Here is a 13401-nt window from a genome sequence, read left to right as displayed (position 1 = left end):
TAGACTCCCGTTTTCACCCCCACTACAGCTTTCAGTAGGTAGCTCGACCCCCGGTTGGGCGCTGACTATTAGGATGATGTGACATGTGGGAACTGGGCGAGCATTTTCGAAATTACGCAAACGAGTACCGCGATGCGGTGCACGAGCATTTCTTTAACGCGGTGCCTGAATCCCGGCAGATTTTTGCCCTGTCGATGCGCGATACCCATACCTCGATGGTGCCTGCGCTGGCGTGGGTGATTGAGCATACGGAGCCTAGGGAGCCCCTGCTTGCCGACGTCTCCGCAAAGCTCACCCAGCTCGCCCGCGATCACCGCCGGCATGGGTTTCCGGCCGAGATTTATTCTCGTTTTGAAGACGCCCTGGTAGCGGGCCTGCAGGTTTTGGCGCTGACGCAGTATCAATACGACTTTGCCTGCGACGTCATCCACCAGGTGTGCGCCACGATGGCCGACGCCGCACGGGAGTCCGACGCCGCCGGCGAAGCACCGGCGCACTCGGCGCAAGTGGTGGCGGTGGATCACCCCACCCGCGAGACGTCCATCATCCGCGTGGAGGCTGGCCTGGCTGTGCCCTATCAACCGGGGCAGCACTTTCCGGTGACCACTCAGTACTTGCCCGGGCAATGGCGGATGCTCACTCCTGCGCAGCCTAGCGACGGAACCGGCCAGGTGGTCTTTCACATCTCCACCGCGGGCGAGGCTTCCCGGTCCCTCGCGCACTCGCAGCCCGGAGACTGGTGGACCCTGGGCCAGCCCGCCGGCGGCATTAGCCTGCAGAACGCGGGCGCAGGAGAACTGGTCGTCATTGCTTATGGCACCGGTTGGGCCACGGCCCGCTGCGTGGCGCTCGCCGCGCTGGACGATGATGACCGCGGCCGAGTACCACGCCTCTTCGCCGTGGCGGGCAGCCCCGGCGCCCACTATGACACCTACTTCCAGCAGAACCTGGCAGCGCTTGGCGTACCAGTGCGCCGCATCGTGCGGGAAGAAAAAGACCCGTGGCTGCTCAATGCCCGCGAATTGGCGCCCGGCGCCGACTACGTAGTCTCCGGGGAACCGACCGATGTAGTAGTCAACGAGGTGGAGTTATCCACAGGCACTCCCCCGCGCTTCTTACTCGTCGGACCGGCCGACGAGGTTGTGGAAGGTGCGGAAAGGTTGGTTCGAAGGGGCGTCGGCAAGCAGCAGATCGACGTCCTTAGCTGGGGCCGCGACGGGCGCTGGCAGCCGGAAGACTACGCGGCTCTGGCCTAGTCCACAGTGGCCACAACCGGCAGGGCGCGGCGGGTTTTCGCTACCTCATTCGGATCGATGTCGGCATAGAGGATGTCGTCCTCGTAGCCGGCCTCGGCCATGCGCACGCCATTCGGATCAACGATGGTGGAATGGCCAATGCCCGTTGGTCCGGAAGGATTGCCCGCCTCTGCGTCACCGCCCGGGCGCGATTGGCCGGCCGCAACGATATAGCTAGTGGAGTCCAAGGCACGCGCGGCCGTGAGCAGGCGCCACTGCTCCAGCTTTCCGGGGCCATCCGCCCAGCTCGTGGGTACTACAATGAGCTGCGCACCCTGGCTGGCCAGCTCCTTAAACTGCTCTGGGAAGCGAATGTCATAGCAGGTGGCCACGCCCACTACAAGGTCATCCACGTCGAAGACTACGAGCGATTCGCCGGCTAAGACCGTATCCGATTCGCGGTAGTCAAAGGCATCATAGGTGTGGATCTTCTCGTAGCCGCCCAGCACGCCAGGGCCTGCAATGAGCGCCGTATTGGTCACGCGGTTAATGGTCTTGCCGTCGCGCTCCACGGTATCGGCTGGGCAGAACATGCCGGCCACGACGGTAACCTCGAGCTCCTCTGCGAGCGTTTGGATCGCCGTGGCGAACGGGCCTTCGAGCGTCTGCGCCTGCTCATCAAGGCGCCCGGAGCGGAAATTCTGCGCCGTGGCCTCCGGCAACACGATTAACCGCGCCCCGTTTCCGGCCGCCTCACGGATCTTGACGAGGGCCAATTCCTGGTTTTCGGTGACATTACCGGTGGACGTTAACTGGACTGCTGCTACCTTCATGCCTCCCAAAATAATGAAGCAATGCGGAGTTATCCACAGGCTGCGTCTTTACCCCTAGCGCGACCTTGTATGGTCCTTCAGGCTTAGGGGCATGAGTTATGTAGAAATTCCCACGCACCTGCCCGATTACGTCCGCTCCCTCATGGCGCGCCCTCCGCTGCCACCGCCGACGGCCGCGCTCGATACTGCCTGCCGCACCGCGGCCGCACTAGAGCGAGCCCGTGCCACCTGGTCCAGCACCGTGACTGCAACGGAGGACGCCACAGCCGAGCAATTGCGTTCAGTCGACGCTTTCCTCCACGCTGCCGCCGGTGTGGATTCTCACCTGGGCCATGCATTAGGAGATGCACGATGACCCTATCCGTGGCTTTAAAAAATGGTGCCAGTATGTTGCACAGCGAACACGCTGAACTGCGCTTTCGTGTTATAGATTCGCACCAGGATTGGCGCGGCCTATCACTGGGTGGACCCGCCGGCGAGGCCGCGCGCACCAGTTTGGCAAGCTACACGGACTGGCTCGCACAACCACTGCACCAGATGGAGCAGGCTGCCACCACCCTTGAACTCCACGCCAGCCTGCAGGCCCGCCGCGAGGAACTCGAGGACCGCATCATCGCATTTCTAGGACAAGTGGATGAGCGCAATGGCGCCGCGGCCAGCGCCGCTGGACTCTTGTTGAATCAAGTGCGGGCGCTGGGCGATTCCCTCGACTGGCTCTGCTCCCAAGAAATCGATGCCCTATGTACGCCTGCCGGGGTGGCCCCACCCGTTCGCTTGGAAGACTTCTCCGATCTTCCAGTGGATACCGTCCACGAGATTAATCTTGCCCACGCCAGCGAACACGTATCTCAGCTCGCCGCGCAGAACCCAGATATACGAGTGCTAGAAACTAGCGACGGACGGCTCGTAGCCATGGTGGCCCCCGGCGGCTTTCGGACTACGCCGGCGTCACTTACCACCTTCGTGGAAGGAGTTCACTCCTCCGATCCAGAAACCTGGCAGCGTGCGGTAGACCGCGGCCGCAATCTAGCCAAGGCCAGCGGCGGGCCCGCGGTCGTGTGGTTGGGCTACCAGGCGCCCTCCTCCCTGCCCCGTGCGGTTCACGCCACTCCCGCGCGAACTGCCAGTCAAGAACTCGCCCGGTTTCAGCGCTCGCTCGGTAGACGCTATCCGCAGGCCAAGCGCACCGTAGTGGGATACTCCTATGGTTCTGTCGTCACCGGGCATGCCGCAAAGCAGGAAAGGATTGCTGAGGACGTAGTGCTCGTCGGCAGTCCCGGCACCGGCGCTGGCCACGCCTCAGAACTGCATGGCCGCATCTGGGCAGCCACAAACGCCAACGACCCCATCGCTATTACGACGGGGCCTCACGCCGGCATCCATGGCCCCGATCCCACCATTGATACCTTTGGCGCTACTCCCCTTCCCGGTGCGGATGGCCTCCCTGGCGATCATGGCTCCTATTGGGAGGACCCCCGGTTCTTGCGTGGCCTAGGCCAAGTGGCACGCGCGAACTAGTCCGAGGGGTAGGGCCTTTTAGAACAGACCAGCCGGCTGGTCCGAATAGGAGACCAACATATTCTTAGTCTCCTGATAGTGGCCCAGCATCATCAAGTGGTTCTCACGGCCAAGGCCAGATTCCTTGTAGCCACCAAAGGCACTGTGCGCTGGGTAGTCATGGTAGTGATTGACCCACACGCGGCCGGCCTGAATATCGCGGCCTGCGCGGTAGCAGATGTTTTGGCTGCGCGACCATACGCCGGCACCAAGGCCGAAGTTGGTGGCGTTAGCGATTGCAATCGCCTCGTCATAGTCCTTAAACGTAGCTACGGAGAGCACCGGGCCAAAAATCTCTTCTTGGAAGATGCGCATGTCGTTACTTCCCTTAAACACGGTGGGCTCAATGTAGTAGCCCTTTTCCAGACCTTCCACCTTGTTCACGTGGCCGCCTACAAGAGTCTCCGCACCTTCTTGCGGACCAATCTCCAGGTACTGCTTGATCTTGTCCATCTGCTCCTGGGAGGCCTGCGCGCCCATCATGGTTTCCGTATCAAGCGGGTGTCCAATCTTAATCTTCTTGACGCGCTCAACGGCCAGTTCCAAGAACTTATCCGCAATGTCTTCGTGCACCAGCGCGCGCGATGGACACGTGCAGACCTCGCCTTGGTTAAGGGCAAACATGACAAAGCCCTCTACGCACTTTTCCAGGTAGGAATCGTCTTCATCCATGATGTCTTTGAAGAAGAGGGACGGGGATTTACCACCCAGCTCCAGAGTGACGGGGATGACCTTGTCAGCGGCAGCTTTGTTGATGATCTTACCTACCGGGGTAGAGCCGGTGAAGGCGATTTTGGCAATGCGGTCCGATCCGGATAGTGCCGCACCGGCTTCATCTCCCAGGCCATTGACGATATTAAGCACGCCGTCAGGAAGAAGATCACCGATGATCTCGATGAGCAACAGGATGGATGCTGGGGTTTGCTCAGCCGGCTTCATGACAATGCAGTTTCCAGCAGCCAGCGCTGGCGCAATCTTCCAGGCGGCCATAAGCAACGGGAAATTCCACGGGATAATCTGGCCTACGACGCCGAGCGGCTCATGGTAGTGATAGGCCACGGTATCCTGGTTGAGCTGGGACAGGCGGCCCTCCTGGGCGCGGATGGCGCCGGCGAAGTAGCGGAAGTGATCTACGGCGAGCGGAATATCAGCGGCAAGGGTTTCGCGCACGGCCTTGCCATTCTCCCAGGTTTCAGCGACCGCAATCTTTTCCAGGTTTTCCTCGATGCGATCCGCAATGCGATGCAGGAGCAACGCACGCTCGGCCGGGGTGGTTTTACCGAAGGTTTCGAAGGCCTTTTCCGCGGCATCGATAGCCAAGTTGATATCGGCTTCTTTGCCGCGAGCTACCTGGCAAAATACCTCGCCGTTTACCGGACTGATGTTGTCCATGTATTCACCATCGACGGGCGCCACCCATTGGCCGCCGATGTAGTTGTCATAGCGTTCGCGATAGTCAACGATGGAGCCTTCGGTTCCCGGGGCTGCATACAGGGTCATGGTGCGTGTCCTTTCCTGGAGAAAATTACAGGTGAGGGTGTTGTGAAACACCATTACTTACTGGTGTGCCTTACATCACTCACTTGCTAGTCATCCTAACCCTAAACTTTGCAATGCGCACTGATTACGGTTACCTTCTTTGCAAATATTCACATAGCACCGCGAATACGCGAGTAGAAGAAAACCCCGCAGCCAGCGGGGAAGCTGGCTGCGGGGTTGGGTGTACTCGTCTGCAGAGCGAGAGTTAGTCTTGGCCGTATCCACGGCCGCGGGAGCGCTTGCGCTCACGCGCGGTACGCGGGCTCCACATCACCACGGAGGTTGACCGTGGGACATGGACAAGCTCACCACTGCGCTGCGGGCGGCGTCCAGCGGCCTGCTCGCGCAGGGCCCGGACTTCCTCGGCAAGGGCATCGCGCTCGGCCTCGAGTCGATCGCGTTCCTCGGTCAACTCGATGATGGACTTGATGCCGGCAAGGTTGACGCCATCGTCTTGGGACAGCGCCTGAATCTTGCGCAGCAGCTCGATGTCTCGGTCGGAGTAGCGGCGGCCACCGCCACGGGTGCGGGCTGGGGAAACCAAGCCCATGCGGTCATAGGTGCGCAGGGTTTGGGCATGCATTCCGGAGAGTTCCGCAGCTACGGAGATGACGTAGACCGCGGTGCCGGAATCTTCTGCCTTTCCAGTGCTCATTTTTTAACACACCTCCTGCCTTAAGCATTCTCGGCGCCGGCCCAACCCGCACGCGGGTTGAAACCGGAGTCCTTTTCCGCCTGAGCATAGGTGCGCAGTGCGCTAGAAGCAGCGGCATCGAGCTTGGTGGGCACGGTAACCTGCACGGTAACCAGCAGATCACCGGAGTTGCCACCGCGCTTGGCGATGCCCCTTCCGCGCACCCTCAACGTGCGTCCATCCGGCGTGCCAGCAGGGATCTTCACGCGCACCGGGTTATCCAAAGTTGGAACCGCGATGGTATCGCCCAAGGCCAGCTCCGTGAAGGAAACCGGAACGGTGACGTGCAGGTCATCGCCCTCGCGAGTGAAGACCTTGTCTGGTTTTACGGTTACCGCCACGAAGAGGTCACCGGCTGGAGTGCCGTTGGGACCTGCTTCGCCTTGTCCGGCGAGGCGTACCTTTTGACCATCAATAACACCGGCCGGGATGCGAACGGTGATATTGCGGGTGCGGTGAACCGTGCCGGTGCCGTGGCAATCCTTACACGGATCCGTGATGCGCCGGCCGGTGCCATCGCAGTCCTTGCACGGGGCAGAGAAACCGAAAGCACCGCGGTTTTCCGAGGTAAAACCGGTACCGCTGCAGGTGCCACAGGTAGAGGTCTTGCCGGAAGCGGAACCCGAGCCGTGGCACGTGGTGCACGGCGCATTGCCGCTGAGTGCCAGGGGAATGGTGGTTCCCTTAGCGGCTTCGCGGAAGTCGAGGGTTATTTCCGTTTCGACGTCGGCCCCCCGCGACGGTTTAGCTGAGTGGCCAGCACTACCGCCGCGGTTGAAAACGCTACCGAAGATATCCCCAACACCGCCGCCTTGAGCCGATCCTCCAGCGGATCCTCCGAAGAGGTCCGAGAGGTCGAATTCTTGCGCACCTTGTCCACCCATGCGCGTGGATCGAAACCCGCCGGGAAATCCGGCGCCTCCCATCCGCCCAAAGCCGCCTCCATTGCGGAGCATGGCCTTGAACTGGTCGTATTCCTTGCGCTCGGTGGCGTCGGAAAGCACGTCGTAGGCTTCCGCAACCTTCTTGAACCTTTCCGCTGCCGCGGGGTCGTCCGGGTGGGTATCGGGGTGATTTTCGCGCGCTAGCTTGCGGTAAGCACGCTTAATCTCGTTCTGGTCTGCGGACGAGGAGACCCCCAGATCCGCATAGTAATCTTTGTCTGCCCATTCGGGTTTAGCGCTCACTGGGCATCTCCTCCTTTCAAAGAGAATCGATACAAGTTAAGTAAAAGGGCGCCGCGGGAAGGTCACTAGTCAATTCCCAGGGCGCCCTTTTTGTTATTTACTCGGATTCTTCCGAGCTGCCGGACTCATCGCTGGGGTCCGCGATGATGACCATGGCATTGCGTACGAGCCTGTCGCCCACGCGGTAGCCCTTGCGCAGCACGGTGCCAAGCACCTGCTCATCGCCGGAGGACAAGTCCTGCACGGATTCGTGGACCTCAGGGTCGAAGGCATCGCCTTCCTCACCAAAAGCGGCGAGGTCGTGCTTTTCCAACGTGTCGTGGAGCTTATCCGCAAACGCCTTGAGCGGGCCTTCCAAGTCACCGTGCTCACGAGCCAACTCCAAGTCATCAAGAACAGGCAGGAAATCTGCGATGACCTTGGCCTTGGCGGTCTCGATTACGGCCTGGCGGTCACGCTCGGTGCGGCGGCGGTAGTTGGTGTATTCCGCATTGAGACGCTGCAGGTCTTCGGTGCGTTCTGCCAACTGTGCTTCCACATCGCTGACGCCAGTACCGGCAGGCTCTTCGCCCGCGGTTTCGGCCTCTACCTCATCGGCGTTGACGTCCGCCAGCGCTTCTTCAAGGTCAGCATCGAGGGTGGGATCCAGCTCGGCTTCCTCGGTGGCATCAGCCTGCGCTTCCTGCGCGGCTTGGGCCTCCTCAGCCTGCTCGGCAGCAGCCTCAGCGCGGTCAGCCGAGGTAGCCTCCGGATCCGTGTTTTCCGGGTCGCCTGGGTTGTGCGGCATTCCGCTGTCCTGAGTCATTACTTGTTGCCATCCTTGTTCTCGTCCTCGTCAACGACCTCAGCGTCGACAACGTTCGGGTCGCCCTGCGCAGCACCAGCATCGGCAGCGCCCTCAGCGCCGGCCTCAGCAGCCTGTGCCTCGTAGATCTGCTTGCCCATCTCCTGGGATTCGGTGGACAGCTTCTCCACTGCGGACTTGATGGCCTCGAGGTCATCGCCCTTCAGGGCCTCATCAACGGCGTCAGCAGCCTCGGTGACCTTGGTCTTAACATCCTCGGATACCTTGTCAGCGTTGTCATCCAAGAACTTGCGGGTCTGGTAGGAGGTAGACTCTGCGTTATTGCGCAGCTCCTGCTCCTCGCGGCGCTTCTTGTCCTCTTCGGCGTGCTGCTCAGCATCCTTGACCATGCGGTCGATTTCTTCCTGGGACAGGCCAGAACCATCCTGAATCTTGATGGTGTTTTCCTTGCCGGTGCCCTTGTCCTTTGCAGTCACGTGGACGATGCCGTTGGCATCGATATCGAAGGTGACCTCAATCTGCGGAACACCACGCGGTGCCGGAGCAATACCGCCGAGCTCGAAGGAGCCGAGAAGCTTATTGGCAGTAGCCATCTCGCGCTCGCCCTGGAAGACCTGAATCTGCACAGAAGGCTGGTTGTCTTCTGCGGTGGTAAAGGTCTCGGACTTCTTGGTCGGAATGGTGGTGTTGCGCTCGATGAGCTTGGTCATCACGCCACCCTTGGTCTCAATGCCGAGGGACAGCGGGGTGACGTCAAGAAGCAGCACGTCCTTAACCTCGCCGCGCAGCACGCCTGCCTGTAGGGCAGCGCCGACTGCAACAACCTCGTCCGGGTTAACGCCCTTGTTGGCATCCTTGCCGGTCAGTTCCTTAACCAGGTCAGATACGGCCGGCATACGGGTGGAACCACCGACGAGAACAACGTGGTCGATATCGCCGACGGAAAGGTCAGCGTCCTTGATGACCTGGTTGAACGGAGCCTTGGTGCGGTCCAGCAGATCCTGGGTGATCTTCTGGAACTCGGTGCGGGTCAGGGTCTCATCCAAGAACAGCGGGTTCTTGTCGGAGTCAACCGTGATGTACGGCAGGTTAATGTTGGCTTGCTGGGAGGAAGACAGCTCAATCTTTGCCTTTTCTGCAGCCTCGCGCAGACGCTGTACGGCGCGCTTATCCTTGGTCAGGTCAACGCCCTGCGAGGTCTTGAAGCGGTCTACCAGCCAGTCAACGATGCGCTGATCCCAGTCATCGCCACCCAGCTCGTTATCGCCGGCGGTGGCCATAACCTCGACGACACCATCGCCGATTTCCAGCAAGGAGACGTCGAAGGTGCCGCCACCCAGGTCGAATACCAGGATGGTCTGCTCCTGCTCGCCCTTTTCCAGGCCATAAGCCAAAGCGGCTGCGGTTGGCTCGTTAACGATACGGAGCACGTTCAGGCCTGCAATCTGGCCAGCTTCCTTGGTGGCCTGGCGCTGTGCGTCCTCGAAGTATGCAGGAACGGTAATAACGGCGTCAGTAACATCCTCACCGAGGTAAGCCTCTGCGTCGCGCTTCAGCTTCATCAGCGTGCGAGCGGAGATCTCCTGGGAGGTGTAGTCCTTGTCATCAATGTTGATCTTCCAGTCGGTGCCGATGTGGCGCTTGACGGAGCGGATGGTGCGGTCAACATTGGTTACCGCCTGGTTCTTAGCAGACTGGCCGACCAGGATTTCGCCGTTCTTTGCAAAAGCAACGACGGAAGGCGTGGTGCGGGAACCCTCAGAGTTAGCGATAACGGTGGACTCGCCACCCTCCAGTACGGAAACGACAGAGTTCGTCGTACCCAGGTCAATACCTACTGCGCGTCCCATGATTTCTTCTCCTTTTATCTTGGGGTAATTAATAAAGTTGACTGTCAGTGACTCAACTTCTCGTTGCGTCCGAGCGCTACTGTAACAGAACTTCCACGTCCGGTCACGCAACCTTGAGCCTGTGTCACTCAATCCTTACAACCGGAAGCCTACAAAAGTTATTCCCCGCGACTCAACTTTTCTTATCAACATTCCTTTTGTGCAGCTCAGCGCCACTCTTGTCGACGCCCACTCCCACCTTCCACGCAATCACCCCCTTCACCCAACACCGCCCCATACCCAAACAGAGATCCTTAAATAGCCCTAAGAGGATCCAAAAGTCACCTCAGAAAGGATCCAAAAGAGGATTGGCAGCCCGCCCCCGCTACCGCATACTAGGAATCACAGCAGTTAAGAGCTGCTACCCCAGAGAGAGATTGTAGTTTTACTCCGCCGATCCGAAAGGAATGTATATGTTCGATACCCTCGCAGACCTCAGCTCCGCCATCGACTTCGAGGCACTCATCAAGGGCATCAAGGGCCTCATCGAGGCTTCCTCCGAGTCCAACACCGACTCCGAGGGCCTGTCCTCCGTATTCGAGGGCCTGTCCTCCAAGGATAACGCAGAGGCTGCTGCAGAAGCTAAGTAATTAGCCTTCTGTACTCCTTCATGAAGACCAGCTAAACCCCCTCACCTTCTTCCTCCGCTCGGAACCCACCACAAGGAACCGCGCACGAAGGTGCGGGGGTTTCGCTGTTTTCAATCGCTGTTTCACGTTCGCTGTACCTACACTAGGAAGATAAACCTCATTGAGCCCTAACATCCAGGAAGCGTGGACAGCACCGTGTCGAAACCTTCGCAACCGCCCCTTCACCAACGCATCCGCGCGGCCATGACCCTGCAGCGAACAGCCGCTTTAACTGCGGTGATTTGTGTGGCGCTGACATTACTTGGCGCATTCCTTACCCCCATAGAGCACCAGTTATCGGCAGCCATCCTTGGACTAGTTCTTACAGTGATAACTACTTCGGGTTATCGCTGGCCGTTAGGTATGTCAGGTACATTTATCGCCGCTTGGCTAACCGCTACATTTCTTACTAGAACCCCTTTTATCTGTTCGGTGTTCCTAGCCCCGATTTTCCTAGCCGTAGTTGCTTACCACGGCAAACACAGCCGCACAATTGCGGTCGGCCTGCTTCTTTGGATATGTGGGCTCATCGATCCTGAGACGCTTGAACTAAGCATTCATCCTGCCCCGGCCCTCACTTGGGGAATGCTAATCGGCGTCGGTGGTGTGATTGGAGCAACTTTCGCCCACTCTGCAAACCGATATAGATCTGCCATGGTGGAGTGGAATGATGACGTAAAGCGCCGACAAACCGACCTCGCCGAAACCTTGCACAACTCAGTTGTTTCTAACCTAACGGTAAACACCATGCAGCTAGAGGCTCTCAGTCTCGAATATTCCAAGCTGCCAGAGCTAGCGAAAAAGCTCGATGCCCTCAGCGACTCCATGCGCTCTTCCATGTCGGAAGTACGAGCGCTGACCAAGGTCCTGCGAAATAATATCGATGGCATTAACGACGGCATGAGTTTTGGTTCAACCACAAAGCCAACAAGCTTTGCCCAGCTCATTTCGGAAGAGGAAGAACGTCTTTCCCGCCTCAATCGATCACCCATTGTGGAGGTCAAGGGCGAGGAGTTTGCGCCAGAATTTCCTCAAGAAATTCTGGAGCCCATTGCAGCCATCACCACAGAAGCGTGCCTCAATGCAGTGAAGTATTCCCCACCAGGGGCGGAGATCGTAATTTCCGTTCGACCTCATATGGGCTGGACGGTCATCACCATCACTAATCCCGTAGCTAAACCAACAAGCAAGAACACCGAAATGTCCTCCGGCATTGGCATGTCCTCCATGAACCGGATTGCAGCCACGATGAACGCGCGATTAGACACGGATTTGAATTCCGGGAAATGGGAATTAACCCTATTCCTGCCGCCCAACGCCCATAAACGGCGTTAGTTCCACCACGATGTATAGCAAAGGCTTAATTCATACACTAAGCTTTCGCTTGTTTCTGCCTATTCAATCTTTCACAAAAGGAGCGCCTTAATGCAGGCCGCACTCGCAAGTCTTCTCGCCCCACTAATGTTGTCTTCTTCCGTCTTCGGCGCCGGCCTTACCCCTGGTGAGCTGCCAAAGACTACGGCATACGCATCTCCTGTCGATATTGCATTTGGTTGCCCGGCTCCATGGTGCGTGAAGTAAAAACATCCCTCTTGGTCGTCGATGACGACCCACTTGTCCTTGAGGCCTTGGGGCGCTACTTCGCCTCGGCTGAGGACATGGAGGTGCGCGCCACCGCAGAAAATGGCAAGGTCGCTCTCGCGCTTTTGCAAGAGCAGGACTTTGACGTCATTGTCGCGGACATCCATATGCCCGAGATGGATGGTACGACCCTCTTGCGTGAGGTTAACAAGCTGGAAGACCCGCCGGTCTTTGTTGCGATGACCGCGATGGACAATGACGAGACCCTAAAAGAGGTCATGTCTAATAAGGCTGCGGCCTATATTCTGAAAAGCTCCAAACCGGTCTACATCTTGGATACCGTGCGTGAGGCTGTACGCGGCGGCACGGTTGTCACCCCGCAATCCCTTACCCGCCTTTTTGAGCAGCTTCCTGATTGGAGCACCACGGGCGCCGACGCTAATACAGCAGCATCGACCGCGAAGTTTAAAGACAATCATCATATCTCGCCTGCTTTAGAGCAGGTTCTAGACCTGGTCTGCCAAGGCAAGTCCAATGAAGAAATTGCCAAGAGCACGCACTACGCACCGGGCACGGTGAAGAAATACGTATCTACCTTGCTCAGTGAATTCCATGCTAAATCCCGTCTTGAACTAGCGGTGAAAGCCCTAAAGGCTGGTTACGGTTCCTGACCTGACTACTTGGCAACAACGAAATCTTTTCCTTCAGAGAAGTGATTTTCCTGCACTGACCGAGAGACTTGCGTTCTGGGACCACCTTTCAATGAAATAAACCGCGTCTCAAGCAACTCGTATTGAGCGGCTTAAGACGCGGTTTAGGCTACTAGGGAGCTATCCGCCGAGCTTCACTAGCTCTCAGTAGATTTACGATTCCTTCGAACTAGGAATAGACCAGCTGCAAGTGCAGCAAGGCCACAAAGGACCAGTCCGAGTACCGAGGCACCAGTATTGGCCAACCCAGTGAATCGTTCAGTGTGGGCGGTAGGAGTACCTTGGGTAGAGGTAGGCTTTGCCACTAGTGGCGCCTTTTCCGTCGGCCCGTGAGGATTAGTCTCGCCGTCTTGGTGAGTATCCTCAAGCACGTTATCAGCTTCCTTCTGGGGCTTTTCTTCCAAGCGCTTCTCATCCGTAGATGGAACCGAGCTATGCGGGACAGGCTTACCGGATGGCACCGCTGAGCTCTTACCGCTCGACAACAGCGGAATCAATGGAACCAGGAGCCAGCCCAAAGAGGACTTGGAAGATTTTTCCGGATTGGTCGGAGTTGGGTCTGGGTCTTCGGAGGGCGCAGGGGTAGGCTCGTCGCCTCCTCCGGACGGACAATTTGGATCGTCAGGATCAACAACAGTCGTCGTCACCGTAACCACACCATCATCACCAGGAGTAGGCTCCACCGGCTCAGACGGCTGACCACCCTCAGACTCCGACGGCTTACACACCTTCTCCGTCTCCG

At 58.5% G+C, this 13401-nt stretch carries 13 protein-coding genes; 6 read left to right on the top strand and 7 right to left on the bottom strand.

Going from position 1 to position 13401, the window contains the following annotated elements:
* Nucleotides 1–83: 83 nt before the first annotated feature.
* The gene (locus RAE04_RS10545; RefSeq protein WP_317027333.1) at nt 84–1256 is read left to right on the top strand and encodes a 2-polyprenylphenol hydroxylase; all 1173 of its coding nucleotides are present in this window, start codon (nt 84–86) and stop codon (nt 1254–1256) included.
* Here the strand turns inward: RAE04_RS10545 and RAE04_RS10540 are convergent.
* Nucleotides 1253–2068, bottom strand: a complete 816-nt coding sequence (locus RAE04_RS10540) for a carbon-nitrogen hydrolase family protein (RefSeq protein WP_317027332.1) — start codon at nt 2066–2068, stop codon at nt 1253–1255. The two genes, RAE04_RS10545 and RAE04_RS10540, sit on opposite strands and share 4 nt — an antisense overlap.
* A 91-nt stretch (nt 2069–2159) precedes the next feature.
* Between RAE04_RS10540 and RAE04_RS10535 the strand changes: the two genes are divergently transcribed.
* Both RAE04_RS10535 and RAE04_RS10530 read left to right on the top strand, forming a co-directional pair.
* Nucleotides 2160–2423 carry a hypothetical protein gene (locus tag RAE04_RS10535; RefSeq protein ID WP_317027331.1) on the top strand — a complete coding sequence of 88 codons (264 nt, stop codon included), beginning with the start codon at nt 2160–2162 and terminating at the stop codon, nt 2421–2423.
* Nucleotides 2424–2455: 32 nt separating this feature from the next.
* Nucleotides 2456–3586, top strand: a complete 1131-nt coding sequence (locus RAE04_RS10530; RefSeq protein WP_317027330.1) for an alpha/beta hydrolase — start codon at nt 2456–2458, stop codon at nt 3584–3586.
* Between the two features lie 18 nt (nt 3587–3604).
* On the opposite strand, the gene RAE04_RS10525 is transcribed toward RAE04_RS10530, so the two are convergent.
* The 5 genes from RAE04_RS10525 to dnaK form a co-directional block, all read right to left on the bottom strand.
* A complete protein-coding gene (locus RAE04_RS10525) occupies nt 3605–5125 on the bottom strand; it encodes an aldehyde dehydrogenase family protein (RefSeq protein ID WP_317027329.1) in 1521 nt (506 codons plus the stop codon).
* 244 nt (nt 5126–5369) lie between these two features.
* Complete coding sequence (locus RAE04_RS10520) at nt 5370–5819, bottom strand: heat shock protein transcriptional repressor HspR (protein ID WP_049378992.1); 450 nt, start codon at nt 5817–5819, stop codon at nt 5370–5372.
* 20 nt (nt 5820–5839) lie between these two features.
* On the bottom strand, nt 5840–7045 hold the full coding sequence (dnaJ, locus tag RAE04_RS10515; protein ID WP_179387050.1) for a molecular chaperone DnaJ: 1206 nt from the start codon (nt 7043–7045) through the stop codon (nt 5840–5842).
* 97 nt (nt 7046–7142) lie between these two features.
* The gene (grpE, locus tag RAE04_RS10510) at nt 7143–7850 is read right to left on the bottom strand and encodes a nucleotide exchange factor GrpE (RefSeq protein WP_317027328.1); all 708 of its coding nucleotides are present in this window, start codon (nt 7848–7850) and stop codon (nt 7143–7145) included.
* On the bottom strand, nt 7850–9700 hold the full coding sequence (gene dnaK / locus RAE04_RS10505; protein ID WP_005325523.1) for a molecular chaperone DnaK: 1851 nt from the start codon (nt 9698–9700) through the stop codon (nt 7850–7852). Before dnaK ends, grpE begins: the two co-directional genes overlap by 1 nt.
* Before the next feature lie 452 nt (nt 9701–10152).
* Between dnaK and RAE04_RS10500 the strand changes: the two genes are divergently transcribed.
* The 3 genes from RAE04_RS10500 to RAE04_RS10490 all read left to right on the top strand — a co-directional run bounded on the left by RAE04_RS10500 (nt 10153) and on the right by RAE04_RS10490 (nt 12620).
* Entirely contained in the window at nt 10153–10329 is a 177-nt protein-coding gene (locus RAE04_RS10500) for a hypothetical protein (RefSeq protein WP_317027327.1), read from the top strand.
* A 183-nt stretch (nt 10330–10512) separates the two neighbouring features.
* Nucleotides 10513–11703, top strand: a complete 1191-nt coding sequence (locus RAE04_RS10495) for a sensor histidine kinase (protein ID WP_317027326.1) — start codon at nt 10513–10515, stop codon at nt 11701–11703.
* A 230-nt stretch (nt 11704–11933) separates the two neighbouring features.
* Nucleotides 11934–12620: a response regulator transcription factor gene (locus RAE04_RS10490; RefSeq protein ID WP_317027325.1), complete on the top strand. Its 687-nt coding sequence runs from the start codon at nt 11934–11936 to the stop codon at nt 12618–12620.
* Between the two features lie 176 nt (nt 12621–12796).
* On the opposite strand, the gene RAE04_RS10485 is transcribed toward RAE04_RS10490, so the two are convergent.
* Nucleotides 12797–13401, bottom strand: a 605-nt coding sequence (locus RAE04_RS10485) for an LPXTG cell wall anchor domain-containing protein (RefSeq protein ID WP_317027324.1), incomplete at its 5' end; no start/stop codon positions are given.

The sequence above is a fragment of the Corynebacterium sp. CTNIH16 genome, from assembly GCF_032821655.1.
GTDB classification, from domain to species: Bacteria; Actinomycetota; Actinomycetes; order Mycobacteriales; family Mycobacteriaceae; genus Corynebacterium; species Corynebacterium marquesiae.
The sequence above is the reverse complement of the archived record's forward strand: the minus strand, read 5'-3'. Positions and strand labels throughout refer to the sequence as shown.

Bases quoted from the DNA above. Each gene is read 5' to 3' on its own strand.
- RAE04_RS10545 (WP_317027333.1), top strand. From the start codon at position 84: ATGTGGGAACTGGGCGAGCATTTTCGAAATTACGCAAACGAGTACCGC.
- RAE04_RS10500 (WP_317027327.1), top strand. From the start codon at position 10,153: ATGTTCGATACCCTCGCAGACCTCAGCTCCGCCATCGACTTCGAGGCA.
- RAE04_RS10520 (WP_049378992.1), bottom strand. From the start codon at position 5,819: ATGAGCACTGGAAAGGCAGAAGATTCCGGCACCGCGGTCTACGTCATC.
- RAE04_RS10525 (WP_317027329.1), bottom strand. From the start codon at position 5,125: ATGACCCTGTATGCAGCCCCGGGAACCGAAGGCTCCATCGTTGACTAT.
- dnaK (WP_005325523.1), bottom strand. From the start codon at position 9,700: ATGGGACGCGCAGTAGGTATTGACCTGGGTACGACGAACTCTGTCGTT.
- RAE04_RS10540 (WP_317027332.1), bottom strand. From the start codon at position 2,068: ATGAAGGTAGCAGCAGTCCAGTTAACGTCCACCGGTAATGTCACCGAA.
- RAE04_RS10530 (WP_317027330.1), top strand. From the start codon at position 2,456: ATGTTGCACAGCGAACACGCTGAACTGCGCTTTCGTGTTATAGATTCG.
- grpE (WP_317027328.1), bottom strand. From the start codon at position 7,850: ATGACTCAGGACAGCGGAATGCCGCACAACCCAGGCGACCCGGAAAAC.
- RAE04_RS10535 (WP_317027331.1), top strand. From the start codon at position 2,160: ATGAGTTATGTAGAAATTCCCACGCACCTGCCCGATTACGTCCGCTCC.
- RAE04_RS10490 (WP_317027325.1), top strand. From the start codon at position 11,934: ATGGTGCGTGAAGTAAAAACATCCCTCTTGGTCGTCGATGACGACCCA.